The sequence below is a fragment of the Promicromonospora kroppenstedtii genome (assembly GCF_044389675.1).
GTDB classification, from domain to species: domain Bacteria; phylum Actinomycetota; class Actinomycetes; order Actinomycetales; family Cellulomonadaceae; genus Promicromonospora; species Promicromonospora kroppenstedtii.
On record NZ_JBIRYI010000008.1, the window covers coordinates 204990 to 231873 of the forward strand.

The following is a 26884-nucleotide window of genomic DNA, read 5'->3' on the forward strand; positions in this document are numbered from 1 at the left end:
GACCGTCAGACGGCCGACCAGCCGCCGTCCGACGCGATGATCGCGCCGTTCAGGTTCACCGAGTCCTTCGACAGCAGGAACGTGATGGTCGCGGCGAGCTCCTCGGGCATGGCGAGGCTGAGGATGTTGGCCTGGTAGGGCCGCAGCACCGGGGCACCGAACTCCGCCTGGCCCGGCAGCTGGATACCCGTGGCGACGCCGCCGGGCGCCACCGCGTTGGTGCGGATGCCGTGCTTCGCGTACATCACGGCCGTCGACTTCGTCAGTCCGACCACCGCGTGCTTGGAGGCCGTGTAGGCGACGCCGGCGGCCGAGCCGCGCAGTCCGGCCTCGGACGTGACGTTCACGATGCGCCCCTCCTTGGCGGCCAGCATCCCTGGCACGACGGCGCGGGTGAGCCGCATGGTGCCCTCGAGGTTCACGCGCAGCACCCGCTCCCACAGGGCGTCGGTGACCTCGTGGACCGCCGACATGTCGTCCATGATCCCGGCGACGTTGGCCAGGGCGTCCACACGCCCACCGGCCGTCGCCACGATGCGGTCGACGTCGTCCTGGGCCGAGATGTCGCCCGCCACGGGGATGATCTCGGCGCCGGACGGCAGCCCGGTCAGGCCGGCGGCGAGCTCGTCGAGCCTCTCCGCGGAGATGTCGGCGGCGATCACGCGCCCGCCCTCGCGGGCGACGCGGGAGGCGACGGCGCGGCCGATGCCGGACGCCGCTCCGGTGACGACGACGGTCTGGCCGGCGAACCGGCCCGGGGTGATCTGCTCGCTCCAGCCGGCGGCGGCCGGCTCGTCGTCCGCCGCATCGCCGGCGGCTGCCTCCTCGGGCGCGGCTTCCCGGTACGCCGCGAGCAGCGCGTCGAGCGCCTCGGCGGGGAACTTGCCGCCGGACATCGCGACGAGCTGCTCGAGCGCCAGGCCGCGGGCGGGGGCCAGCGAGTCCGGCGTCGCGCCGCCCTGGGCGAGGAAGTCGGCGAGGATCCGGCCCCCGACGGGGTGGTCGAGCCAGTCGCCGACGGTCGAGTGGGTGGTCAGTGCCATGGTGCGCTCCTCGGACGTGGTGGATACCGGACAACGCTGTCCGGTATCTACGATAGCCCCATGACCGGCGTGCTTCGCGATCCCCGACCCGGCGCCGTGCCCCGTGGCACGGCCGTCCCGCACGGCACGACGCGTCGCGGCGGGGCGCCCAACCTCGGCCCCCGTGCCGCCGCGGGCAACCGCGCGGCGCTGCTGGCGGCCGCCCGCGAGGTCTTCGGCTCCGCCGGGACGGGCGCGCCGCTCAGCGCGGTCGCCAAGCGGGCCGGCGTCGGCCAGGGCAGCCTCTACCGGCACTTCCCGGACCGCCTGGACCTGGTGGTGGCCGTCTTCGAGGAGCAGGTGGTCGCCGTCGAGGAGCTCGCGGCGACCCCGGGTGCCGACCTGGCCGACCTGCTCGGGCTGGTCACGCGGAACGCGATCGACTCGGTGGGCTTCGTCGACCTGGTCCGGTCGCGGGTACCCGCGGACGAGCGGATCGTCGCCCTGGGCGAGCGGGTCGCCGCCGCGCTGGGCACGCGGCTGGCGGACGCGACGGCCGCCGGTGTCGTCCCGGCCGGGATGACGCCGGACGACCTGCTGCTCGCGGTGGCCATGACGGCCGGCGGACTGTCCCAGGCCGAGGGCGAGGACCGGGTGCGCCGCGCGCGGCGTGCCTGGGAGCTGCTCGGCATGGACGTGCGGATCCCCGCGGAGAGCGGCCGCTAGACTGCACCTGGCCGTGACTGGCGAGGGTGGGTCACCACCGGGGAGCGGCCGAGCGACCCGTGATGCGCGCCGCCCGCCTGGGTGCCAGGGTTTTCCACGAAGCTACTTCCGAGGAGAACCGCCATGTCCGGCGCCCCGTCCACCCCTGACGTCCAGCTCACCGACGACTCGCAGCGCCCCGTCCGGCGCGCGCTGCTCAGCGTCTACGACAAGACCGGCCTGATCGAGCTCGCCACCGCGCTGCACGACGCCGGAGTCGAGCTGGTCTCGACCGGCTCCACCGCGTCGAAGATCGCGGACGCGGGCATCCCCGTCACCCCCGTCGAGGACCTCACCGGCTTCCCCGAGTGCCTGGAGGGCCGGGTCAAGACCCTGCACCCGCGCGTGCACGCCGGCATCCTGGCCGACACCCGCAAGCGGGACCACCTGGACCAGCTCGCGCAGCTCGACATCGCGCCGTTCGAGCTCGTCGTCGTCAACCTCTACCCGTTCGCCGCCACCGTCGCCTCGGGCGCCGGGCCGGACGCCGTCGTCGAGCAGATCGACATCGGCGGGCCGTCCATGGTGCGCGCCGCGGCCAAGAACCACCCGTCCGTCGCCGTGGTCGTGGACCCGGCCGCCTACTCGGCCGTGGCGGACGCCGTCCGCGCGGGCGGCTTCACCTACGCCCAGCGCAAGGCGCTTGCCGCGGAGGCCTTCGTGCACACCGCGACGTACGACGTCGCCGTGGCCTCGTGGATGGGCAGCGTCGTGTCGCCCACGGACGAGGTGACGGTCGACGGCGAGCCGCAGCACTCCGGCTTCCCCGCCTGGGTCGGCGGCACCTGGGAGCGGGCCGACGTGCTGCGCTACGGCGAGAACCCGCACCAGCGCGCCGCCCTGTACACCCGCGGCGACGGCGTGACGGGCCTGGCCCAGGCCGAGCAGCTGCACGGGAAGGCCATGAGCTACAACAACTACGTGGACGCCGACGCCGCGTGGCGCGCCGCCTGGGACCACGCCGGCCCCGCCGTCGCGATCATCAAGCACGCGAACCCGTGCGGCATCGCGGTCGGGACCGACATCGCTCAGGCGCACGCCCGGGCGCACGCGACCGACCCGGTCAGCGCGTACGGCGGCGTGATCGCCGCGAACCGCACCGTCACGGCCGACGCGGCGCGGCAGATCGCCCCGGTGTTCACCGAGGTCGTCGTGGCCCCCGGCTTCGAGCCGGAGGCGCTGGAGATCCTCCAGGCCAAGAAGAACATCCGGCTGCTCGTGGTCCCCGAGGCACCGGCCGGCGCCGTCGAGACACGGCCCATCTCCGGCGGGCTGCTCATGCAGGCCACCGACCGGTTCCAGGCCGACGGCGACGCCCCCGAGAACTGGACCCTCGCGACCGGCGAGGCCGCCTCGCCCGAGGTGCTCGCCGACCTCGCGTTCGCGTGGAAGGCCGTGCGCGCCGCCAAGTCGAACGCGATCCTGCTGGCCAAGGACGGCGCGGCCGTCGGCATCGGCATGGGCCAGGTCAACCGCGTGGACTCGTGCCGCCTCTCGGTCGAGCGTGCCAACACCCTGGCCGACGGCGAGTCGGGTCCCGTGGAGCGCGCCCGCGGCGCCGTCGCGGCGTCCGACGCGTTCTTCCCGTTCGCTGACGGTCTCCAGGTGCTGCTCGACGCCGGGGTCACCGCCGTCGTGCAGCCGGGCGGCTCGATCCGCGACGAGGAGGTCGTCAAGGCCGCCGAGGCGGCCGGCGTCACGATGTACCTGACGGGCACGCGGCACTTCGCCCACTGAGGCTGGGCCGGGCTCATCCCCTTCGAGGCCTAAGTTTCTTCGCTTTCGGCAGCCGCAAAGCGAAGAAACTTAGGCCTCGAAGGGGAGTGCTGAACCTGCGACTCCGGCTCAGACGGCGGCGTCCTTGAGCTTGACCGCCGGGTCCAGCGCGCGGTCCAGGTCGACCGTCAGCGGCACCCCGCGGTTCATCAGCTTGCGGACCTGGCCCACCTCGCGCGGGGAGTCGACCAGCAGCACCGCCCGGACGGTCGCCACGCGGTGGCCGTCCGGGGTGCGGCGCGGGTGCCGGTCCAGCGCGTTCTCCAGGTAGAGCGCGGCCCAGCCGCCCGACGCCGTGGGGGTGCCGCGCAGCACCACCTCGTCGAACGGGGACGGCACACCGAACAGCGCCAGGTCGTGCCCGAGCTGCTGCGAGAAGACGTACGGCGCGTGCGACGGGATCGGCGCGAGCCCCAGCCGTTCGCGCACGTGCTCGGGCTCGGCGGCCCGCTCGTCGAGCCCCAGCAGGGCGCGGACGGTGACCTCGGGGTCGTGCAGCGCGGCCGACCAGTGCCCGCCGGGCACCGGCCCGAACACCGGGTGCTCGCGCGTCGCGATATCGCCCACCGCCCAGACGCGACGCAGCGCGTCGAGGTGCAGCCGGCCCGCGGGGTCGGTCGGGGAGTGCAGGCCCGTCAGCCGGCCGGCGCGGTTGACCCGGAGCCCGCCGTTCGACTCCAGCGGCAGGGAGCCGGCCAGCCAGCCCGACGCCGGACGCGCGCCCACGGCGGCCAGCACGAGGTCGGCCTCCAGCACGCGGCCGTCGGCGAGGACGACGCTGCCGCCGGGTTCACCGCCGGCCGGTCCGGGCAGCACCTTCTCGACGGCGACGTCCGTGACCAGCGTGACCCCGGCGGCGTCGTACCACGGCGCCAGCAGGCTGCCCACGCGGCGGCCGAGCTGTCGCTCCAGCGGCACGGGTCCCGCCTCGACGACGGTGACCTGTGCGCCCGCGCCGGCGGCGACGCCCGCGACCTCCGCACCGATCCAGCCGGCGCCGACCACCACGATCCGTGTCCCCGGGACGGCGGCGGCGCGCAGCCGCTCGGCGTCCCCGGCGGTGTGCAGCGTCATGACGGCATCCCAGCCCGCGGGGCGCAGCGGCGCGCTCCCGCAGGCGAGCACCACGGCGTCGGCCACGACGTCGTCGCCCGACGCCGTCCGCACCACCACCTGCTCGCGGTCCACCTCCAGGCGGGTCGCCGGGTCGGCGAGCCGCAGGTCGTCGACGAGGGCGGTGAGGTCGATCCCGAGGTCGTCGGCGAGCCAGACCGGCTCGGTGCGCTTGAGCAGCTCCTTGGACAGCGGCGGGCGGTCGTACGGCGGCAGTCCCTCCGCGCCCAGCACCGTGAGGTGCCCCTCGAAACCATGCTGCCGCAGCGCGGCGGAGGTCTGCGCGCCCGCCAGCCCCGCACCCACGACGACCACGCTGCTGGGGACCTGACCTGGAGTCGACGGCATGGACCTCACGGTAGCTCGCAGGCCGCCAACCTGGGAATGTGCTCTGCGTCAGGTTGCAAGCAGGTCACGGTCCTGCAGAATCGCGACGTTTCGGTTGTACCCTCGTCCCGTGGATCTCAGCGAGATGCGGACTGTCCCTGGCGCACCGGGCGGTGCCACGACCCTTCTCGAGCCGGGCTCGGCGGGAACGGCTACGCTCGACCGCACCGGACGGGCCGACCTGATGACGGCCACCACGACGACCAGCCAGGAGCTCGACCGCAGTGAGCCAGCCAGCGGCGAGGACTCCGACATGAGTCCGGCGGAGCCCCAGCGCAGCAACCTCGCGATCTGGCTCGTCCTCGCCGGCGTGGGTATCTCCGTGCTGCTCGGCATGGTCGCCGGCGCCCGCGCCGGAGCGATCGGCATCGGGGTGGTCCTCGTGGTCTGCGCGATCTTCCGCGCGGTGCTCGACAGCCCTGTCGGGCTCGTCATCCGCACCCGGACCGTCGACATCATCCTGTACGGCGCGACCGCCGTGCTGATCGGCGTCCTCGCCGTGGCGACGCCGAGCATCTGACCTTCCCGGCGGGACTTCCCGGCGAGCGACCTGTGCGTGGCGTGACCGCCGTCAGCGGTCCGCGCCCTTCAGCGAGCCTGTCACGGGCTGCTCCGACTCGACCACGCACAGGATGCGCCGGTCGCCCTCGGCCCAGCTCTCCTCCGACGGCGCGATCGGCCAGTAGAGCAGCTCGGACCGGGCCCACTGCAGTCCCACGTACTTGGTGAACTGCGGGTAGCAGAAGGCGTCGGCGGCGTCCCACAGCGCCTGCTGCGTGGGGGCCTCGCCGTCCTTCGCGAGGCTGTCCTCCGCCGTCGTCTCCGCGTAGATCTCGCCGCCGTGCGCGGTCGTGCAGGGCACCACCGGGATCCGGTACAGCGTGGTCTGGCCCGACGTCGCGGCGGTGTCGATGCAGTCGCCCACCTGCAGGTCGGGGATCTCGGCCCCGGCGGTCGCCGCGGTGTCCGCGTCCGGCGTCGGCTCCTCGGACGGCGCTACCTGCCCGCCGGCCTCCTGCGTCGGCAGCGGTTCCAGGCCGTCGGCCGGGTCGTCGGAGTAGGGGTCCGCGTACGGGTCCGTCGTCGCGTACGGGTCGAGGGTGGGGCTCGGGGACGACGTCGGCGCGGTGAGCGCGGTGCCGTCGTCGGGCAGCGTGATGCCGAGCGGGCCCGCCAGGGCCGGCGGCACGAACGACTTCGCGGTCGAGACCAGCCCGGGCGGCAGCGACGACGCGTAGGTCGGGGCCGCCGCGACGGCGATCCCCAGGCCGACGACGGCGAGCACGCCCACGGTGACCGCGCCCAGGGAGAAGTCGAGGGTGCGCACCGACGACTTCTTCGCGCGGCGCACGTTGCCCGTGCCGTTGGCCTCCGCGGTGCGCATCGAGTGCACGAGCGCGGGGATCGCGAGCGGCCAGAAGAGCAGGAACGCCGCGACCACCCAGCCGGTGCGGGTCGGGTAGGGGAGCTCGTTCGGGTCGGCGTCCTCGTCGCCCCCTGCGGCGGGCCCGGCCTCGTCGACGGTCTTCTCGTCCGGACCGGCCTCGTCGACGGTCTTCTCGTCCGGACCGGCCTCGTCCTCGGCCTGCGCGTCCGTGCCGGGCTCGGCGTCGCGCCGCTTCCTGCGCAAGCCGCCCCATCGCTTACGGGCCTTGCCGGGCTCCTTGCCGGTCGCGTCCGGCTCGGCGTCCTCGGCCGTGTCGTCGCCGTCCGGCCCGTCCACCGACGCCTCGACCGGGTCGGTCGCCGTCGCCTCGGCCTTTGTCTGCTCGGCCGACCCGGCCTCCGTCTCCGTCTTCTCGCCGGCTGGTTCCGTCACCTGCGGATCCGTGCCGTCGGGCTTGCTGGCGGCGCGGGGATTGTGCGTGGTGTCGGCCATGATGCGGGATCGTAGCGGGGGGAGGTTTCGAGGTGGAAGACGGCCACTGTTCCCTACCGGCTCCCGAGCCGACCGGTCAGGGCGGTGTCGGACTCGACGAGGCACGCGATCCGCCGGTCCTGCCCGCGCCAGTCCCACGCGTCGGGGGCCATGTGCCAGTGGTGCAGTCCCGACTGCTCCACCGGAGCCGCGGTCTGGTCCTCGAGCTCGGCGCGGCAGACCTCGTCGGCGTAGTCCGCCATCCACGCGTCGCCCGGGTAGTCCGGATAGCTGCCGTCCTCGTTCTTGGTCAGCACCTTGTCGGCCACGTACGTGATGTCGTACAGCTCGCCGCCGTGCGGCTCGTCGCACGGCACGACGGCGACGGTCCGCACCACGTCGGTCAGGCCGTCGGTGAGGTAGCACTCGCCCTCGCGGAGCTCCCACACGCTGGTCCCGTCGGCCGGGCCCGACCCGGCTCCGTCGTCGGCGGCGTAGCTCGTCGCCGGCTCCGTCCGGTCGGGCTGCGACTCGGCCCAGAAGGCCAGCGCGAAGACCCCCACCATGGTCGCGACCAGCGTCGCGCAGGTGAGCACGATCGCGAACACGAGGGCGGTGATCCCGACCCTGCGTGCTTTCGCTCCCTCCGTGGTGGCCTGCCCACGGTCGCCCGCGGCCAGGGCCGCCGTCGCGCGCTGGGTGTGCGGGTAGGCCGCGATGCCGAACGGCCACCAGGTCAGCAGTGCGACCACGGTCCAGCCCGTTCCGGTGGACGGCTCGGTCACGGGCCGGTGCGCCGGCAGAGGTGTGGCCGGACCGGGTACGCGGGTGCCGGGGCGCAGCGGGAGCGGAGCGTACGGGTCGGGAACGTGGGGCGAGCGGGTCTCGTGGTGCTGTGGCGGCGTGGTCGCCGGCCCGCCCGGCGGTACCAGCGGCGGCAGGTCGTGGTTGCTCATCAGTTGACCTTCAGCTCGAAGACCTGTGGGTGTGCCGAGAACTCACCCTCGACGGGGTACAGCGCCTCGATGAAGCACACGCTCGTGCGGTCGCCCGCCAGCCAGTCCTCCTGGGTGGGCTGGAAGAACCAGACGGGGGAGCTGTCCACGGCTGCTCGCCCCGAGTAGGACTCGTACCGGGACTCGCAGTCGTACCAGAAGTCGTCCTCGAGGGCCGCGGCGCCGGGGAACTCGGTCTGCTGGTGATCGACGACGCCGATCACCAGCCCGTCGTGCGGCCGGCTGCAGGGGATGACGTCGATACCTGCCCAGGGTGAGTCCCAGTCAGGTGTCATGAAGCAGTCGCCGGTCTGCAGGTCGAGCGGGTCCACCGAGATCGGCTCCCGCTCCGGCGCCGCGGGCGTGCGGTACGACTCGGCGACCGGCGCCGCTGCCTCCGTCCTGAGGCCGGCCTGGTCGAGCAGGCCCGGTCCGTAGTGCAGGCCCACCACGACGAGCGTGACGTCGACCGCGAGGGCGAGCACCGTCCAGATCGAGCCGATCAGCACCCCGAGCCGGGCGCGGCCGCGTGCGGTCGCTCCCTCCCGGGTGGCGGTCGCGACGTCGCCGGCGCCGACGGCGCGCGCCGCCCGGTTGGCGGCGAGCACGGCGGCGAGCGCGAGTGGCCAGAAGAGGATCGCGCAGGCGGTGATCCAGCCACGGTGCAGGGGCACCTGAGGAGCTGGTGCGGGGACGGTCACGGCTGATCTCTATCAGGTGATCCGCCACCGTCCGGGTGGCGTGACCGTTTCGTAAGCCGACTTCACCCGCGGGCCCGCCGGGCCCGCGACACCGGGCCTGTACGACGCCGGGGCCGCACCTCCCCCACGGAAGGTGCGGCCCCGGCGTCGTACGGGTGCGGCGAGGGGTCAGGCCTTCTCGTCGCTCTTCTTCTCCGGCTCGGCGGCCGGCTCTGCCTCGACGGTCTTCTCCGCGGACTCGTCCGTGACGGCGGCGGCCGGAGTGGCGGCGACCGGGGCCGACTCCTCGGCGACGACCACGGTCGCCTCGTCGTCCTCGTCGTCGTCCTCGTCGAGCTCGAGCTCCTCGGGCTCGACCGAGGCGAAGGCGCGGTAGAACAGCGCGGCGAGCGCGGCGCCGACCAGCGGGGCCAGCCAGAACAGCCACAGCTGACGGCCGGAGCCGTCGCCGCCCCAGTCGTTCGCGAAGAGCGCGGCGGCGGTGGAACGGGCCGGGTTCATGCCGGCGTTGGTGACGAACCACGACACCAGGGTCAGGGCGGCGATGGCGCTGCCCACCGCGACCGGGGCGTAGGCGATGCGGCTGCGGCGGTCGTTGACGCCCAGGTACACGCCCACGAGGATCGCCGAGATGATGACCTCGACCAGGAGCGCCGGCAGCCAGTCGAACTGGGCCTGGCCCTGCGTCTGCAGGTAGAGCGGGGAGTGCGTCGCGAAGCCGTTGACGGCGGCGTCGAAGGCGTCGGGGGTGTTCTCCTTGCCGAGCAGCGCGAGCAGCGGCTGCGGGACGGTCGCGAACAGCACGGCGGCGGCCAGGATCGCGCCCACGAGCTGCGCGCCCCAGTAGCTGAACATGGCGCTGACCGTGATGCGGCCGCTCAGCCAGGAGCCCAGCGAGATCGCCGGGTTGAAGTGCGCACCCGAGACGCGGCCGACGGTCGCGGCACCCGCGATGTAGGCGAAGGCCCCGCCGAGGGCCACGCCGAGCCCACCCACCGTGTTCAGCGGGCTGTAGACGAGCACCCCCACGATCACGAGCGTCAGCAGGAACGTGCCGAAGGTCTCGGCGAGCAGGCGGGAGAGCAGGCTGGGCGACCGCTCCTCGACCTCGGTGACGCCGCTGGTCGCGGCGAGGTCCTGGGACATGAAGTCTGTTCCTTTCAGTGGCACACCTTCTCGGTGCGCGTCATGGCGGCGTGCAGTGCGATGTCGCGCACATCCTGCCATTACCCGCCTGGGCAAAACCTGAATACGCGCGGGTATTTTCTTCACCGTACCCGGGTACCGGTACCAGGCAAGACACAGATCGGCCCAGGGGCTGGGCGAGGCAGGCCGGTCGATGCAAGAGTGGGGTCATGACTGAACCCGTGAATGTCACCGTCACCGGAGCCGCTGGCCAGATCGGGTATGCGCTCCTCTTTCGCATAGCCGCCGGCGAGATGCTCGGCGCGGACACGCCGGTACGGCTCCGCCTTCTCGAGATCCCGCAGGCCGTCGGCGCCGCGGAGGGCACGGCCATGGAGCTCGACGACTGCGCCTTCCCGAACCTGGCCGGCGTCGACATCTTCGACGACCCGGTCAAGGCGTTCGACGGCGTCGACGTCGCCCTGCTCGTCGGCGCCCGCCCGCGCGGCGCCGGGATGGAGCGCGCCGACCTGCTCGAGGCCAACGGCGGCATCTTCGGCCCCCAGGGCCGGGCGATCAACGACGGCGCCGCCGACGACGTCCGGGTGCTCGTGGTGGGCAACCCCGCCAACACCAACGCGCTCATCGCGGCCTCGAACGCCCCCGACGTGCCGGCCACGCGGTTCACCGCGATGACCCGCCTGGACCACAACCGGGCGCTCTCGCAGGTCGCGGCCAAGACCGGGACCCCGGTCTCCGAGATCAAGCGGCTCACCATCTGGGGCAACCACTCGGCCTCCCAGTACCCCGACCTGTTCCGCGCCGAGGTCGGCGGCCGCCCCGGCGCCGACGTCGCGGGCGACACGGCCTGGCTCACCGACGACTTCATCCCGACCGTCGCCAAGCGCGGCGCCGCGATCATCCAGGCGCGCGGGGCGTCGTCGGCGGCGTCGGCGGCCAACGCGGCGATCGCGCACGTGCGCGACTGGACGCACGGCACCCCCGAGGGCGACTGGACCTCGGCCGGTATCTGGTCCTCCGGCGAGTACGGCGTGCCCCAGGGGCTCGTCTCGTCGTTCCCCGTGACGTCCGACGGCACGGGGGAGTGGAAGATCGTCGAGGGTCTCGACATCGACGAGTTCTCCCGCAGCCGGATCGACGCCAGCGTGGCGGAGCTCGCCGAGGAGCGCGACGCCGTCCGGGCGCTCGGTCTGATCTGACCCGGCCCGTCAGCCCGCCCACTACCGACGAAGGGGGACGCCGCTTGCTCGGCCGCGCTTTCGGATGGTTCTGGGCGGGCGAGGCCGTGTCCGAGCTGGGCACGTACGTCACGACCGTCGCGCTCCAGGTGCTCGTCGTCGTCACGCTCGGGGCGAGCGCCACCGAGCTGGGCGTCGTCAACGCGGCCCGCTGGGTCCCGTACCTCGTCCTCGGCCTCGTCCTGGGTGCGGTGGTGGACCGCTGGCGGCGCCGGCCGCTCCTGATCACCACCGACCTGATCCGAGGGCTCCTGCTCGGTTCAGTGCCCGTGCTCTGGTGGGCCGGGGCGCTGAACATTCCCGTGCTCGCCGGGTTGATGGTGGTGCTCGGCCTGGCCGCGCTGCTCAACGACGCCGCGTCGCAGTCGTTCGTACCCCGCCTCGTACCCCGCGGTTCCCTGGTCCGCGCCAATGCCCGGCTCGACCAGACGGGCGCCGTCGCCCAGGCGTCCGGGCCGGCTGTCGGCGGCGCGCTGACGACGGCGCTCGGCGCGCCGCTCGCCGTGCTCGTCGACGCCGCCACCTACCTGTTCGCCGCGTTCGCCGTCTGGCGGGCGAGGGTGCCCGAGCCAGGTCCGGTACGCACCACGCCGCACGCTGCACGCGACCCGTGGGGTGCGGTCGGTCGCCTGCGCGACGACGTCCGCGAAGGCCTGCGCTGGGTGTACCGGCACACCATGCTCGCGCCGCTGGCCCTGGCGACCCACGGCTGGTTCCTCTGCAACGGCATCGTCACCACGGTGCTGGCCCCGTTCGCGCTCGTCGGGCTGGGGCTGTCGGCCTTCCAGCTCGGGCTGGCGCTCGCTGCGGCGGGCGTGGCCGGGCTGGTCGGCGCCCTGTTCTCGGAGCGGGTGGGCCGGGCCTGGGGAGCCGGGCGCACGGTGATCGCCGCGCGGGCCGCGATGCCCCTCGCCTGGGGAGTCGTCGCGCTCGCGCCGGCAGCGCCGCCGTCGTCGGGCGGACCTGGTACGACGTCGGCCTGGCTGACGGTGGCGAGCATCGCCGTCGGGCAGGCGCTCTACGGGCTGGCGACCGGGCTCGAGAACGCGAACGAGATGGGCTACCGCCAGGCGGTGACGCCCGACCACCTCCAGGCGCGGACCAACACGACGATCCGTAGCGTGAACCGCGCCATGCTCGTGATCGGTGCGCCGCTGGGCGGGCTGCTCGCGGATCATCTCGGCTACCGCCCGGCGCTGTGGTGGGGCGTGGCGGGATTCACGCTTGCCGCAGTACTCCTGGGGGTCTCGCGATTCAGGACCGCACGACACCCTCAGGTATCTTGATATCGAGAGATCGGCACATTCCAACACCCGGGGAGTCAGCCACACCCATGTCCAAGATCATCTATACCCACACGGACGAGGCCCCGCTTCTGGCGACGTACTCGTTCCTGCCGATCGTCTCGGCGTACGCGGCCAAGGCCGGTGTGGACGTCGAGACCCGTGACATCTCGCTCGCCGGCCGCATCATCGCCCAGTTCCCCGAGCGGCTCACGGAAGAGCAGCGCCAGGCGGACGCGCTCGCCGAGCTGGGCGAGCTGGCGAACGACCCGTCGGCCAACATCATCAAGCTGCCGAACATCTCGGCGTCGGTGCCGCAGCTCAAGGCGGCCGTCGCCGAGCTCCAGGCCCTCGGCTACGACCTGCCGGACTTCCCGGAGAGCGTCGAGACCGACGAGCAGAAGGACGCACGCGAGCGCTACGGCCGCGTCATGGGCTCCGCCGTGAACCCGGTGCTGCGCCAGGGCAACTCCGACCGTCGCGCCCCCGCCTCGGTCAAGAACTATGCCAAGGCGCACCCGCACCGCATGGGCGCCTGGGCGGCCGACTCGAAGACCAACGTCGCGACCATGGGTCACGACGACTTCTTCTCCAACGAGAAGTCCGTGATCGTCGAGGCCGACGACACGCTGCGTATCGAGCACGTCGCCGCCGACGGCACCGTGACCGTGCTCAAGGAGTCGCTGCCCGTGCTCGCCGGCGAGGTCGTCGACGGCACGTTCCTCGACGCCGCCGAGCTCGACGCGTTCCTCGCGGAGTCGATCGAGCGGGCCAAGGCCGAGGGCGTGCTGTTCTCCGTGCACCTCAAGGCCACGATGATGAAGGTCTCGGACCCGATCATCTTCGGCCACGTGGTCCGCGCGTTCTTCAAGCCGGTCTTCGACAAGTACGGCCAGGACCTCGCCGCCGCCGGCCTGTCGGCGAACGACGGCCTGGGCGGCATCTTCGCCGGCCTCGAGTCGCTGCCGAACGGCGCCGAGATCCGCGCCGCGTTCGACGCCGCGCTGGCCGACGGCCCGAAGATGGCCATGGTGAACTCCGACAAGGGCATCACCAACCTGCACGTCCCGTCCGACGTCATCGTCGACGCCTCGATGCCCGCCATGATCCGCATCGGCGGCCACATGTGGGGCCCGGACGGCGAGGAGGCCGACACCCTCGCGGTGATCCCCGACTCCTCCTACGCCGGGATCTACCAGACCGTCATCGACGACTGCCGCGCCAACGGCGCCCTCGACCCGGCCACGATGGGCTCCGTGCCCAACGTCGGCCTCATGGCGAAGGCGGCCGAGGAGTACGGCTCGCACGACAAGACGTTCGAGATCGCGACGGACGGCACCGTCCGCGTCGTCGACGGCGCCGGCAACGTGCTGATCGAGCACGCGGTCCGTGCGGGCGACATCTGGCGCGCGTGCCAGACCAAGGACGCGTCGATCCGCGACTGGATCAAGCTGGCCGTCACCCGCGCCCGGCTGTCCGAGACGCCCGCCGTGTTCTGGCTCAACTCGCGCCGCGCGCACGACGCGAACCTGATCCAGAAGCTGGAGCAGTACCTGCCGGAGCACGACACCGACGGCCTCGAGCTGCACGTCATGGACCCGGCGGAGGCGACGGCGTTCTCGCTCGCGCGCATCCGCCAGGGCCTGGACACCATCTCGGTGACCGGCAACGTGCTGCGCGACTACAACACCGACCTGTTCCCGATCCTCGAGGTCGGCACGTCGGCGAAGATGCTCTCGATCGTGCCGCTGATGAACGGTGGCGGCCTGTTCGAGACCGGCGCCGGCGGCTCCGCGCCCAAGCACGTGCAGCAGCTCGTCGAGGAGGACTACCTGCGCTGGGACTCGCTCGGTGAGTTCTTCGCGCTGGCCGCGTCCTTCGAGCACCTCGCGGTGACCGAGGGCAACGCCCGGGCCCAGGTCCTGGCCGACACCCTCGACCGCGCCACCGGCACCTTCCTCAACGAGGACCGCTCCCCGGGCCGCCGCCTCGGCACCATCGACAACCGCGGCTCGCACTTCTACCTGGCCCTCTACTGGGCCCAGGAGCTGGCCGGGCAGCCCGACGACGCCGAGCTGGCGGCCACGTTCAAGCCCCTCGCCGAGGCTCTGGCCGGCGGCGAGCAGGCCATCGTGGAGGAGCTGCTCGCGGTCCAGGGCAAGCCGGCCGACATCGGCGGCTACTACCGCCCCGACGGCGCCAAGGCGACCGCCGTGATGCGCCCGAGCACCACCTTCAACGAGGCGCTCGCGTCGCTCTGACGCCCGCCCCCTCGTCCGTGAAAGACCCTCAGGTCACCCCGGTGACCTGAGGGTCTCTCGCGTCGGAGTGACCTTGGTCGCTCCTGTGGAAAAAGAGGCGGGGAGTGTCGGTGCCTGGACGTAGCCTCAGGAAACGATGATCGACGCACCCCGCACCCCCGAGACCACGCCCGTTCCCGAGGCGTCGCCTCGTCCTGCGCCGATGCCGAGCGACCCGGCCCGCCGGCTCGACTGGCGCCGGCTGCGCGGCCCGGCCGCCGTCGTCGCGCTGCTCGCGCTCACCGCGGGCGCCGTCGGCCTGGCGCTCGGCACCGTCGCGGCCGGCCGGCTGGCCGCCGACGCGACCGTCGTCGGGCTGGTCCTGCTCGCCGTGTGCGTGGTCGGCGGTGCGGTGTTCGACGGCGTCGGCCAGGTGACCTGGGCGAGCGTCGTGGACCGCGCCGAGGGCAAGCTCCGCAGCGACCTGCTCAGCGCCGCCCTGCGGCAGCCGCTCGCCACGCTCTCCGAGCAGGCGGTCGGCGAGGTACTCGACCGGGTCGACGACGACACGCACGCCGTCGGCACCCTCGTGCGCCGCCAGCTCTGGGGCGCCGGCCGCACCGTGGTCGGCGTCGTCCCGATGTGGATCATCGCGGGCATCACCTGGTGGCCCGCCTGGCTGCTGTTCCCCGTGCTGGGTGGCATCGTCGCCCTGCTCACCCGGCCGCTGCTCGGCGAGATCGCGCGCCGCAAGGTGATCGAGGAGGCCGCCTGGACCGACCATGCCGCCGCCTTCGAGGAGGCGGTCGCCGCGCGGAACGACCTGCGCACCAGCCTCGGCCAGGCGTTCGCCGTGCGGCGCCTCGCGCAGCTCTCGGCGATGGTCCACGAGAAGTTCCGCGCCGTGGTGCGCGTCGAGGAGCGCCTGCTGCGGCGGGCCGGCCTCGTGATGTACGCGCTGCTCGCCGGTACCGCGGTCACCTGCGCGGTCGTGGCCGCCGGCGGTGGCCTGTCGGTGGAGCAGCTCGTCACACTGTTCCTGGTCACCGCGATGTTCGTGGGGCAGATGGACAACCTGGTGCACCACCTGCCCGACATCCAGGAGGGCCTCGGCGCGGTGCTGCGCATCCGCCAGATGCTGGAGGTCGAGCCGGAGCCCGAGGGCGGCGAGGACCTCCCCGAGGGGCCACTGGGCCTCGAGCTGCGTGACCTGACCTTCGCCTACGACGAGGGCACGTTCGCCCTGAGCGGTGTGGACCTGCTGGTCCCCGCCGGTGAGACCGTGGCCCTCGTGGGCCGCACCGGCTCCGGCAAGTCGACGCTGGCCGCGCTGCTGTCGCGCGCCGTCGAGCCGGAGCGGGGGTCGGTGTTCCTCGGCGGTGCCGACGTGCGTGACCTGGACCTGCAGAAGCTGCGCGGCGCCGTGGGCGTGGTCACCCAGCGCACGGAGATCATCGCCGGCACGCTCGCGGAGAACATCGCGCTGTTCGCCGACGTGCCGCGTGCCGACATCGAGGCGGCGGTCCGCGAGCTCGGCCTGACCGACTGGACCGCCGGCCTGCCCGATGGCCTCGACACGCTCCTCGGCCCCGGCGGCACCACGCTGTCCGCAGGGGAGGAGCAGCTCGTCGCGTTCGCGCGGCTGCTGGTGCGGCACGTGCAGCTCGTCGTGCTCGACGAGGCCACGGCGCGCATGGACCCGCTCACCGAGGCCCGCGTGGTCGCGGCGTCCGACCGGCTGCTCAGCGGGCGTACCGGCGTGCTCATCGCGCACCGGCTCGGCACCATCGAGCGGGCCGGCCTGGTGGCGGTGCTCGACCACGGCCGTGTCGTGCAGCAGGGCCCCCGGGCCCGGCTCGCCCGCACGCCCGGACCGTTCCGCTCGCTGCTGGAGGCCGGCGCGAGCGACGGGTCGCTGGACGAGCCGGCGGCCGAGCCCACCCTGGCCGTCGCCGCGGAGGCGCGCGCAGGCACGACCGACACGGTCGCGCCCGACGCCGAATCCGCCACCCCCGACGCCGTCGGCGGCCGCCGACGGACCGGCACCCCGCCCGACCTGACCCCGCCCGGGGACGGCCCGAGCCTCGCGCGCGGCGTGCTGCACGCGCTGTTCGTCCGCCCCCGGTGGGGCATCTTCGGCGCGGTCCTGTTCCTGCTGGCCAGCCTCGTCGCGGCGCAGGGCGCCGTGAGCGGGTTCCTGTGGGGCCGCACGGTCGAGGTCGTCGGCACCGGCGAGCTGCCCGTCGGTCTGCTGGTCGCGCTCGCCGTGCTGCTGCTCCTGCAGCCGCTGTTCATCTCCCGCGCGCTGGGCGTGTACCCGCGCTGGTGGGTCGAGGTGCTGCTGCGCATCCGGATGTCGGTCATGCACGGGCAGACCCGGCAGTACCGGCTGCCCGCCACGCCGCCCGGCGAGGTGGTGGCCCGGTCCATGGACGCCGACCGGTTCGTGCGGTACGCCGACCGCTGGGTCGACTTCGTCAACGGCCTCGCGATCGTGGCGGTCACGGCCCTGATCAGCGGCACCTGGACCGCCGGCGCCGTGCTGCTCGCGGTCATGGTGGTCTCTGCCGCGGCCTCGGCCATCGGCCGGCCCATCGCGGGCCGCTCGGCTGCCGGGTCCTCGGCGGCCCGGGCGCGGTTCGGCCGTGCCCTCGTCTCGGCGCTCGACTCGGCGCGCACGGTGAAGCTCGCCGCCCGCACGCCCGACGTGCGTCGACACCTCGGCGAGGTGGACTCGGGGCGCGTCAAGGCCGCGATCTTCGAGCACCGGGTGCAGGCGGTGCTGGACTCGGTGCCGCTGGTGACCCTCTACATCGGCGTCGTCGTCGCCTGGGGGTTCCTGCTGACGAACCGGTGGGACCTGGCCACGACGCTGCTCGTCGCCAACGCCGTGACCGGCTTCGCCTGGTTCGGCGTCGTGGCGGGCGCCGTGGTCACCGAGGCACCCGGTACCCGCGCCTGGCAGGTCGCGACCGCCCGGTTCGCAGGCGGCACCGACCTGGTCTCGCGGCAGCAGGGCGTGGACCTCGTGCGGGGTGCCGCCCCCGCGCCGGAGCCGTCGCCCCGCGAGCCCCTGGACCGCCTGGAGCTGCGCGGCCTCACGGCGGTGCACGACGACGGCACGATCGGCGTCTCCGACGTCGACCTGGAGGTCCGCCGGGGCGAGCTCGTGCTGTTGCTCGGCCAGGTCGGCTCGGGCAAGTCGTCGCTGCTCTCGGCCCTGGCAGGGCTCATGGAGCACACCGGCCACGTCCGGTGGAACGGCACCGAGGTGACCGACGCCCAGGCGTTCCTGCGCCCGGGCCAGGTGGCGCACGTGGCCCAGGTGCCGCGCGTGCTGTCGGGCTCGTTCTCGGACAACGTGCAGCTCGACCATGCCCGCGACATCGACGGCCCGGTCCGAGGCGCGCGTCTCGAGCAGGACATGCGCGACGCCGGCGGCCCGCACGCCCTCGTGGGGCACCGCGGCGTGCGGCTGTCCGGCGGTCAGGTGCAGCGGCTCGCGCTGGCGCGGGCGCTGGCGGCGGACACCGAGCTGCTGCTGGCCGACGACGTCTCCAGCGCCCTGGACGCCTCGACCGAGATCGAGCTGTGGGCCGCCCTGCGCGAGCGGGGTACCACGGTGGTCGGCGCGACCTCCAAGCGCGCGGCCCTCGCCCGCGCCGACCGGGTGGTCGTGCTGGTCGACGGCGCGGTGGCCGACGTCGGCCCGTGGGCGGGCCTCGCCCCGCGCTGGAACCACCTCGCGGGCTGATCACCTCGCGGACCCTACGGCGGGCGGGCAGACTCGTTGCCGAACGGGCGATGAGTCAGCCCGCCCGCCGTCGTCGGACCGGGGAGAGCCGCGGTGCGGCACCGACCGAGGAGATTCCCCCATGGCGAAGATCGTGTCCAGCCTGTTCATGGCGCTCGACGGCGTCGTCGAGCCGGACAAGGGCAACTGGCACTTCCCGTACTTCAACGACGAGCTCGGCGCCGCGGTCGACGAGACGCACGACACCGACGTCTTCCTGTTCGGGCGGGTCACCTACGACTCGTTCGCCGGTGCCTGGCCCGAGCGTGAGGCGGCGGGTGGCGAGGACGCCGGGTTCGCCAAGCGGATCGGCGACATCCGCAAGATCGTCGGGTCCCGCAGCCCGCTCGAGCTCACCTGGCGCAACTCCGAGCAGCTCCAGGGTGACCTGGTCGAGGCCGTCACCGCGCTGAAGGACGACCCGTCGATCCAGAAGATCGGCCTGTCCGGCTCGATCTCGGTGGTACGCCAGCTCCTCGACGCCGGCCTGCTCGACGAGCTGCACCTGTTCGTGCACCCGGCCACCGCGGGCGGGGGCCTCAAGCTGTTCCGGGACGGCGACCCGTCCCGGCCCATGAAGCTCCTGTCGGCCACGCCCTTTCGCACAGGTCTGCTGCACCTGGTTTACACGCCGGACCCGAACCCGCCGACGGGCGGCTACGCGGAGGCTGTGGGGCAGCTCCCCGACGAGTGACCGCGCGGGGCCGCCGTCAGCGCGGCGGCTCCGCCCGGTGCGGCAGCACGAAGACCAGCAGGAACGCCACCACGGCAAGGCTTGCGCTGGTCGCCATCGCCAGTGTCGCGCCGTGGGCGAAGACGTCGGCGACCACCTCCGGCGTCGGGCGGCCGGGCGGGAAGGTCAGGGCTCCGAAGAGCACCGAGCCGACCACGGCGATGCCGGCCGCCGAGCCGATCCGCTGCATGGTGCCGATCACGCCGGACGCCGCCCCGGCCTCGTCGCGGTCCACCGTCGCGACGATGAACTGGGCGTTCGGCGCGATGAACAGGCCGCTGCCGATGCCGCCGATCAGGAGCGGTCCGGCGAGATGCCAGTGGGTCAGGTCGCCGGTCGGCACCAGCCAGAGCACGAGCCACACCGAGACCAGGCTGACGGCGACCATGCCGGTGCCGATCACGAGCACGGTCCGGCCCAGGCGGTGAGACAGCCGCTCGCTCTGTGACGCGCCGGCGATCGAGCCGATGGCGAAGGGCACCGACACCAGGCCGGAGGCCAGCGCCGAGTGGCCCAGCCCGGACTGCCAGAAGATCGAGATGGTGAAGAAGATGCTGGTGAACGCGGCGAAGTAGACCAGCGCGAGAATCACGCCGCCCGTGAACGCGGGGTGCGAGAACAGGTGCGGCGGCACCAGCGGGCTGCCGTTGCGGGCCGCGACCCGGCGCTCCCAGAACGCGAAGGCGACGAGCAGCAGCAGGCCGCCCACCAGCGACGTGAAGGTCCACCACGGCCAGCCGGCGTCCTCGCCCTCGATGAGCGGCACCAGGATCGCGACCAGCGCCACCGAGACCAGCAGCAGCCCGAAGAGGTCGACGCCGCGTGCGGCACCCCCGACCACGATCCGGGGCAGCAGGGCGATCGCGGCGGCCACGGCGATCACGCCGAACGGCAGGTTGACGAAGAAGATGGACCGCCAGCCCTCGTTCTCGCCGAACGCCTCGATGAGCAGGCCCCCGACGATCGGCCCGAGCGCCGTCGAGAAGCCGATGGCCGCGCCCATCACCGCGAACGCCTTGCCGCGGGTGCGGCCGGTGAACATGAGCTGGATGAGCGCCGTGACCGCCGGGAAGAAGATGCCGCCGCACAGGCCCTGGACCACGCGCGCGACGATCAGCTCGGTGGCCCCTGCGGCCAGACCGCACCAGAGGCTGGCGAGCGTGAACCCGGCCAGGCCCACGATGAACACCCACTTGTGGCCCACGCGGTCGCCCACCCGGCCGGCGGGGATCAGGGCCAGGCCGTAGGCCAGGGCGTACCCGGAGATGATCCAGGAGAGCGTGCCCTCCGAGGCGTCCAGCGAGAGCCGGATGGTCGGCAGCGCGACGTTGACGATGGTCGTGTCCAGCAGGGCCATCGAGACGCCGAGGATGAGCACTGCGAGGGCGATCCAGGAGCTGCGGGGCGGTGCGTCAGGGGTGTTGTCCGCGGCCGCGGGCACTGGGGAGGTGGTCACAGCTACGAGCCTAGGGTGGCGTCATGGAACTGACCTTTCGTGAGGCGGCCCTGGCCGACCTCGAACGTGTCGTCGAGCTCATCGCCGACGACGCCGTGGCCGCCACCCGCACCGGCACCTACGGCGCGCCCCACGTCGCGGCCTTCGAGGCCATCGCGGCGAGCCCGGACAACGAGCTGGTCGTCGCCGAGTCCGGCGGCGAGGTGATCGGCGTCATGCAGCTGACGTTCATCCCCGGCATCTCCCGCAACGGTGCCTCCCGGCTCCTGGTCGAGGCCGTCCGGGTGGACAAGGCGTACCGCGGCCAGGGCATCGGCCGCCTCCTGATGGAGCACGCCCACGAGCGCGGCCGTGAGCGCGGCTGCGTGCTGGCCCAGCTCACCTCGGACAAGCAGCGGCCCGACGCGCACCGGTTCTACCGCAACCTCGGCTACGAGCAGTCGCACGAGGGGTTCAAGCTGCCGCTCTGATCCCACCCGGCCCCACTCTTGCTGCAACGTTCTGCAAGCGTTACAGTCGCGCTCGGATCACATTTCGGGGTGTTCCGGACGACGAAGGGGTCATCCATGTCACGCACCGCGCGCCCGCGCTCCGTACAGGTCGGCGCGGCCGCCCTTGCCGCCGCCCTGGTGGCGACGGCGGGCCTGGCCGTATCGCAGCCGGCTGCCGCCCAGGACCGCACCGCCGCCCTGGTCGGCAGCCTGCAGGACGAGCTCGGCTGCGCCGCCGACTGGGACCCGGCGTGCGCCGACACGGAGCTCGTCGCCCAGGGCGACGGGACCTTCGTGGCCGAGTTCGAGCTCCCCGCGGGCACCTACGAGTACAAGGTCGCCCTGGACGACGCGTGGGACGAGTCGTACGGGCGCGACGGCGGCTCCGAGAACGCGCCCCTGCACCTGGCCGGACCCGCGACGGTTCGCGTCACCTACGACGACACGACCCACCGCACCGCCCTGACGCCGCTCGGCCTGGCCGGGGACTACACGGAGGCCGACGACGCCCTGGTGCACGACCCCGTGCGCCAGCCGGGCGGCGACGAGCGCTTCTACTTCGTGATGACCGACCGGTTCGCCAACGGCGACCCGGCCAACGACACCGGCGGGCTGGACGGCGACCGGCTCACGACCGGCTTCGACCCGGCCGACAAGGGCTTCTACCAGGGCGGCGACCTCGCCGGCCTGCGGCAGAACCTCGACTACATCGAGGACCTGGGTACCACTGCGATCTGGCTCACCCCGAGCTTCCTGAACCGCCCCGTGCAGGGCTCCGGCAACGACGTCAGCGCCGGCTACCACGGCTACTGGATCACCGACTTCACGCGGATCGACCCGCACCTGGGCACCAACGCCGAGCTCGAGGCGCTGATCGACGACGCCCACGCGCGGGGCCTCAAGGTCTACTTCGACGTCATCACCAACCACACGGCCGACGTCGTCGACTACACCGAGGGCGCCTACGACTACGTGGACCAGGCGACCGCCCCGTACCGGGACGCCGAGGGCAACCCGTTCGACCCCGCCGACTTCGCGGGCACGGGCGACTTCCCCGAGCTCGACGCCGCCACGAGCTTCCCGTACACCCCCGTGGTCGACCCGGCCGACCAGGACGTCAAGGTCCCGGCCTGGCTCAACGACCCGACGCTCTACCACAACCGGGGCAACTCGACGTGGTCCGGGGAGTCGGTCACGTACGGCGACTTCAGCGGCCTGGACGACCTCATGACCGAGCACCCGCGCGTGGTGGACGGCTTCGAGGAGATCTACAAGACGTGGATCGACCTGGGCATCGACGGGTTCCGCATCGACACGGTCAAGCACGTGAACTTCGAGTTCTGGGAGGAGTGGTCCACCGAGATCGCCGAGTACGCCCGCGCGCAGGGCAAGGACGAGTTCTTCACCTTCGGCGAGGTGTACGACGCCGACGCCGCCAAGACCTCCCCGTACGTGCGCCGCACCGACATGAGCTCCGTGCTCGACTTCTCGTTCCAGTCGGCGGCCACGAGCTACGCCAGCGGCAACAGCGCCCGCCGCCTGGCCGACCTGTACGCGTCCGACGATCTGTACACCACCCCGCACAGCAGCGCGTCCGCCCTGCCCACGTTCCTCGGCAACCACGACATGGGCCGCGTCGGCTACATGCTCGCGGGCGCCGAGAACCCGCTCGAGCGCGACGAGCTGGCGCACGAGCTGATGTACCTCACCCGTGGTCAGCCGGTCGTCTACTACGGCGACGAGCAGGGCTTCGCGGGCACCGGCGGTGACAAGGACGCCCGCCAGACCCTGTTCGCGACCCAGGTCGACGAGTACGCCGACCAGCCGCTGGTCACCGGTGAGCGGGCCGGCAGCGTGGACCGGTACGCCACCGACGCGCCGCTCTACGAGCACATCGCCGCCCTGGCCGACCTCCGTGCGGAGCACCCGGCCCTGGCGACCGGCGCACAGATCGAGCGCTACGCCGAGGACGGAGCCGGTGTCTACGCGTTCTCCCGCGTCGACCGCGAGGAGAAGATCGAGTACGTCGTCGCCGCCAACAACGCCGCGCAGGAGCGCACGGTCACCCTCGACACGCTCACCCCGGGCGGCGCCTTCGCGCCGCTGTACGGCACCGCCGCCCCGGTCACGGCCGACGCCGCCGGCGCGGTCACGCTGACCGTCCCGGCGCGCTCCGCCGTCGTGCTGGTCGCCGACCGCACCGTGGGCGCGGACTCCGCGGGCACCGTCACCGTGGTCCCGGGCACCAGCGCCCGTCCGGGCGCCGCTCTCTCCGGCGTCGCACCGGTCGCCGCCGGCATCGACGACGCCTGGGCCGAGACCTCCTTCGCCTGGCGCGCCGTGGGCACCGACGAGTGGCACGACCTCGGCACCGCCGAGGACACCTCGCCGCGCGTGTTCCACGACGTCGCCACCGAGGCGGACCTCCCGGAGGGCACCCTCGTCGAGTACCGCGCGGTCACCCGGGACGCCGACGGCGACCGGGCCGCGGCCAGCTCCTACGCGTCGGTCGGTGTGGACGTCAGCGGCGTCGTCGACGACCCCACCGACCCCGACGTCGACCTGGTCACCGTGCCCGGCTCGCACAACAGCGAGATGGGCTGCGCCGGGGACTGGACGCCGGACTGCGAGGCCGCGCGCCTCACCCTTGCCGACGACGGCACCTACACCGGCACGTTCGAGCTGCCCGCCGGCTCCTACGAGTTCAAGGTGGCGCTGAACGGCTCCTGGGCCGAGAACTACGGCGCCGACGGCGTGCGGGACGGCGCCAACGTCGCCTACTCGACGGGCGGCGGTCCGGTGACCTTCACGTGGGACCCGGAGACCAAGGTGCCGTCCGTGCGGGTCGGCACCCCGGGCACACCCGGCGAGGGGCAGCAGGCCGCGCACTGGGTGCGCCAAGGGCTGGTCCTGGTCCCGGCCGCCGGCTTCGGCTCCGGGGACACCTGGGCCCTGGAGACAGAGACGGGGTCGTACCCGCTGGTCCCGGCCGGCGGCACGGGCGACGTGCCCGCGGACGTCGCCGAGGACTTCCCCCACCTGGCCGGCCACCTCGCCCTGGAGGCCGAGGGCCTGACCCGGGCCGAGGCGACGTCGGCCCTGACCGGGGCGCTGCGCCTGACCCGGCACGACGGCGAGACCCTGACCGCCGCCACCGGCGTGCAGATCCCGGGGGTGCTGGACGACCTGTTCGCGACCGACCGCGCCCTGGGCGTGACCTGGCAGGGCGGCAGAAAGGCCTCGTTCGCGCTCTGGGCGCCCACCGCCCGCACCGTGACGCTGCAGGCCTGGCCCGCCGGCCGGTCGCCGGCCGCCGAGCCGCGTACCTACGCGATGTCCCGGCAGCGGGACGGCGCCTGGACGCTCGACGGCGGCCGCGCCGATCGCCGGCTCGACTGGCAGGGCGCCCGCTACCGCTACGCCGTCGAGGTGTACGTGCCGAGCACGGGCCAGATCGAGACCAACGTGGTGACCGACCCCTACTCGGTGGGCCTCACGCTGAACTCGACGCACTCGGTCGCGCTCGACCTCGACGACAGGGCGTGGCAGCCCAGGGTCTGGCGGAACACGCCCGCGCCGCGCGTGGAGCGCGCCGTGGACCAGACCATCTACGAGCTCCACGTGCGCGACTTCTCCAGCTCTGACGAGACCGTGCCCGCGCGTCTCCGCGGCACCTACGGCGCGTTCGGGGTGAAGGGCTCCGACGGCATGAAGCACCTGCGCTCGCTCGCCGACGCCGGGCTGACCACCGTGCACCTGCTGCCCACGTTCGACATCGCGACGATCCCCGAGGACCGTGCCGACCAGGCCACGACCGGCGACCTGTCCGGGTTCGCGCCCGACGGCACGGAGCAGCAGGCCGCCGTCGCCGAGGTGCAGGGGAGCGACGCCTTCAACTGGGGCTACGACCCGTACCACTTCATGGCCCCCGAGGGCTCCTACGCGGTCGAGGCCGACGGCGGCGCCCGCGTGGCCGAGTTCCGCTCGATGGTCGGCAACCTGCACGGCGCCGGTCTGCAGGTGGTGCTCGACCAGGTGTTCAACCACACCGCGGCGTCGGGCCAGGACCCGAGGTCGGTGCTGGACCGCGTCGTACCCGGCTACTACCACCGGCAGAACGCGACCTCGGGCGCCGTCGAGACCAGCACCTGTTGCCAGAACGTCGCCACCGAGCACGCCATGGCGAGCAGGCTGATGGTGGACTCCGTGGTCACCTGGGCCCGCGACTACCACGTGGACGGGTTCCGGTTCGACCTGATGGGGCACCACTCCCGCGCGAACATGGAGGCCGTCCGGGCGGGGCTCGACGCGCTCACCCCGCGCCGGGACGGCATCGACGGCAAGAGCGTGTACCTGTACGGCGAGGGCTGGGACTTCGGCGAGGTCGCGGGCAACGCCCGGTTCGAGCAGGCCACGCAGGGCCAGCTCGGCGGCACCGGCATCGGCACCTTCAGCGACCGTCTGCGCGACGCCGTCCACGGCGGCTCGCCGGTCGACGGGTCGTCCCTGTTCACGCAGGGCTTCGGCACCGGTCTGTTCACCGACCCGAACGGGCGGGACGCGCGGCTCGAGGACCCGGCGTCGGTCAACGACGGCGGCGACGACGAGGCGGCGGACCTGGCCCACCAGACCGACCTGGTCAAGCTCGGGCTGGCCGGCAACCTGCGGTCCTTCGAGGTCACGACCGCGTCGGGGGAGCGGGTCCGGGGCGACGAGCTCGACTACCGGGGCGCGCCCGCCGGCTACGCGGACTCGCCGGAGGAGGTCGTCACGTACGTCGACGCCCACGACAACGAGACGCTGTTCGACCTGCTGACGCTCAAGCTGCCGGCGGACACGTCGATGACCGACCGCGTCCGGATGAACACGGTCTCGCTGGCCACGGCAGCGCTGTCGCAGTCGCCGTCGTTCTGGCACGCGGGCACCGACCTGCTGCGCTCGAAGTCCCTGGACCGCAACTCGTTCGACTCCGGCGACTGGTTCAACACCATCGACTGGTCGGGTCAGGACAACGGGTTCGGGCGCGGTCTGCCGATGGCGGCCGACAACGAGGACAAGTGGCCGTACCAGCGGCCCCTGCTCGCCGACGCCGCGCTCAAGCCGGACGCCGACGACATCGGGTTCTCCGCCGCCCAGGCGCGCGAGCTGCTGGAGCTGCGGCACTCGACCGAGCTGTTCCGGCTGGGCTCCGCGGACCTGATCGAGCAGAAGGTGACGTTCCCGGGTTCCGGGCCGGACGCCGTCCCCGGCGTCATCACGATGTCGGTCGACGACCGGGCGGGCCGGACCGACGCCGACCGCAAGCTGGACGGCGTGCTGGTGGTGTTCAACGCGTCGCCGGACGAGGCCACGGTCGAGGTGCCGGAGCTGGCCGGCCGCGACTACGCGCTGTCGCCCGTGCAAGCGCGCGGGGCGGACCCGGTGGTGCGGGACACCACGTGGAACCACGCCGCCGGCACGGTCACGGTCCCGCCTCGCACGGTGGCGGTCCTGACGGACCCCCGCGGCTGAGCGGCGGCTCACCAGGCGGGGGGGGGGGGGGGCCCCCCCCCCGGGGGGGGGCGGCCCCCCCCCCCCCCCCCCCCCCCCCCCCCCCCCCCGCCCCCGCGGGGGGGGGGGGCGCGGGCCCGCGGGGGGGGGGGGGGGGGTTTTGGGGGGGGGGGGGGGGGGGCGGCGGGGGGGGGGGGGGGGGGGGGGGGGGGGGGGGGGGGGGCCCCCCCCCGGGGGGGGGGGCCCCCCCCCCGCCTGCTGAGCACCCGCTCAGGTGTCTCCCCTGAACAGTGACGGGTGACAGCGCTGACAACTGTTCGGCGGTGGACCTTGACTCGGGCCCGCCGGGGGTGAATCGTGTGCGTCAGTTGGCCCGGCGGTGTTGCCGGGTTCGCAC

At 73.4% G+C, this 26884-nt stretch carries 17 protein-coding genes and 1 riboswitch; of the genes, 10 read left to right on the plus strand and 7 right to left on the minus strand.

Features of this window, described 5'->3' with window-relative positions; all coding sequences use genetic code 11:
* Positions 1-5: 5 nt before the first annotated feature.
* Positions 6-1043 (minus strand): SDR family NAD(P)-dependent oxidoreductase, encoded by a 1038-nt coding sequence (locus ACH47X_RS14800; protein WP_397405381.1) that lies wholly within the window; start codon positions 1041-1043, stop codon positions 6-8.
* A 60-nt stretch (positions 1044-1103) separates the two neighbouring features.
* Between ACH47X_RS14800 and ACH47X_RS14805 the strand changes: the two genes are divergently transcribed.
* Positions 1104-1748, plus strand: a complete 645-nt coding sequence (locus tag ACH47X_RS14805) for a TetR/AcrR family transcriptional regulator (RefSeq protein ID WP_397405382.1) — start codon at positions 1104-1106, stop codon at positions 1746-1748.
* A gap of 3 nt (positions 1749-1751) precedes the next feature.
* A riboswitch (ZMP/ZTP riboswitch) is annotated at positions 1752-1838 on the plus strand.
* A gap of 33 nt (positions 1839-1871) precedes the next feature.
* On the plus strand, positions 1872-3524 hold the full coding sequence (gene purH, locus ACH47X_RS14810; RefSeq protein ID WP_397405383.1) for a bifunctional phosphoribosylaminoimidazolecarboxamide formyltransferase/IMP cyclohydrolase: 1653 nt from the start codon (positions 1872-1874) through the stop codon (positions 3522-3524).
* Between the two features lie 108 nt (positions 3525-3632).
* Here purH and ACH47X_RS14815 read toward each other — a convergent pair whose 3' ends face one another.
* Complete coding sequence (locus ACH47X_RS14815) at positions 3633-5024, minus strand: NAD(P)/FAD-dependent oxidoreductase (RefSeq protein ID WP_397405384.1); 1392 nt, start codon at positions 5022-5024, stop codon at positions 3633-3635.
* Positions 5025-5133: 109 nt separating this feature from the next.
* Between ACH47X_RS14815 and ACH47X_RS14820 the strand changes: the two genes are divergently transcribed.
* Positions 5134-5583 carry a DUF3017 domain-containing protein gene (locus ACH47X_RS14820; RefSeq protein ID WP_397405385.1) on the plus strand — a complete coding sequence of 150 codons (450 nt, stop codon included), beginning with the start codon at positions 5134-5136 and terminating at the stop codon, positions 5581-5583.
* Between the two features lie 51 nt (positions 5584-5634).
* Here the strand turns inward: ACH47X_RS14820 and ACH47X_RS14825 are convergent, their stop codons facing one another.
* From ACH47X_RS14825 to ACH47X_RS14840, 4 genes are all read right to left on the minus strand, one after another.
* Complete coding sequence (locus ACH47X_RS14825) at positions 5635-6942, minus strand: septum formation family protein (RefSeq protein WP_397405386.1); 1308 nt, start codon at positions 6940-6942, stop codon at positions 5635-5637.
* A 53-nt stretch (positions 6943-6995) separates the two neighbouring features.
* A complete protein-coding gene (locus ACH47X_RS14830) occupies positions 6996-7877 on the minus strand; it encodes a CD225/dispanin family protein (RefSeq protein ID WP_397405387.1) in 882 nt (293 codons plus the stop codon).
* The gene (locus ACH47X_RS14835; RefSeq protein WP_397405388.1) at positions 7877-8617 is read right to left on the minus strand and encodes a septum formation family protein; all 741 of its coding nucleotides are present in this window, start codon (positions 8615-8617) and stop codon (positions 7877-7879) included. The genes ACH47X_RS14830 and ACH47X_RS14835 overlap by 1 nt, the downstream gene beginning before the upstream one ends.
* A gap of 168 nt (positions 8618-8785) precedes the next feature.
* The gene (locus tag ACH47X_RS14840; protein ID WP_397405389.1) at positions 8786-9763 is read right to left on the minus strand and encodes an MIP/aquaporin family protein; all 978 of its coding nucleotides are present in this window, start codon (positions 9761-9763) and stop codon (positions 8786-8788) included.
* A gap of 209 nt (positions 9764-9972) precedes the next feature.
* On the opposite strand from ACH47X_RS14840, the gene ACH47X_RS14845 reads away from it, so the two are divergent.
* The 5 genes from ACH47X_RS14845 to ACH47X_RS14865 all read left to right on the plus strand — a co-directional run bounded on the left by ACH47X_RS14845 (position 9973) and on the right by ACH47X_RS14865 (position 19011).
* Positions 9973-10962 (plus strand): malate dehydrogenase, encoded by a 990-nt coding sequence (locus tag ACH47X_RS14845; protein ID WP_397405390.1) that lies wholly within the window; start codon positions 9973-9975, stop codon positions 10960-10962.
* A gap of 44 nt (positions 10963-11006) precedes the next feature.
* Complete coding sequence (locus ACH47X_RS14850) at positions 11007-12287, plus strand: MFS transporter (protein WP_397405391.1); 1281 nt, start codon at positions 11007-11009, stop codon at positions 12285-12287.
* A gap of 47 nt (positions 12288-12334) precedes the next feature.
* A complete protein-coding gene (locus tag ACH47X_RS14855; protein WP_397405392.1) occupies positions 12335-14545 on the plus strand; it encodes an NADP-dependent isocitrate dehydrogenase in 2211 nt (736 codons plus the stop codon).
* Positions 14546-14681: 136 nt separating this feature from the next.
* Positions 14682-18278: an ATP-binding cassette domain-containing protein gene (locus tag ACH47X_RS14860; protein WP_397405393.1), complete on the plus strand. Its 3597-nt coding sequence runs from the start codon at positions 14682-14684 to the stop codon at positions 18276-18278.
* A 121-nt stretch (positions 18279-18399) separates the two neighbouring features.
* Positions 18400-19011, plus strand: coding sequence for a dihydrofolate reductase family protein (locus tag ACH47X_RS14865; RefSeq protein ID WP_397405394.1), 612 nt, complete (start codon positions 18400-18402; stop codon positions 19009-19011).
* A gap of 16 nt (positions 19012-19027) precedes the next feature.
* Here the strand turns inward: ACH47X_RS14865 and ACH47X_RS14870 are convergent, their stop codons facing one another.
* Positions 19028-20506 carry an MFS transporter gene (locus ACH47X_RS14870; protein ID WP_397405395.1) on the minus strand — a complete coding sequence of 493 codons (1479 nt, stop codon included), beginning with the start codon at positions 20504-20506 and terminating at the stop codon, positions 19028-19030.
* 23 nt (positions 20507-20529) lie between these two features.
* On the opposite strand from ACH47X_RS14870, the gene ACH47X_RS14875 reads away from it, so the two are divergent.
* Both ACH47X_RS14875 and pulA read left to right on the plus strand, forming a co-directional pair.
* The gene (locus ACH47X_RS14875; RefSeq protein WP_036968522.1) at positions 20530-20976 is read left to right on the plus strand and encodes a GNAT family N-acetyltransferase; all 447 of its coding nucleotides are present in this window, start codon (positions 20530-20532) and stop codon (positions 20974-20976) included.
* Positions 20977-21072: 96 nt separating this feature from the next.
* Positions 21073-26508, plus strand: coding sequence for a pullulanase-type alpha-1,6-glucosidase (pulA, locus tag ACH47X_RS14880; RefSeq protein WP_397405396.1), 5436 nt, complete (start codon positions 21073-21075; stop codon positions 26506-26508).
* Positions 26509-26884 lie beyond the last annotated feature (376 nt).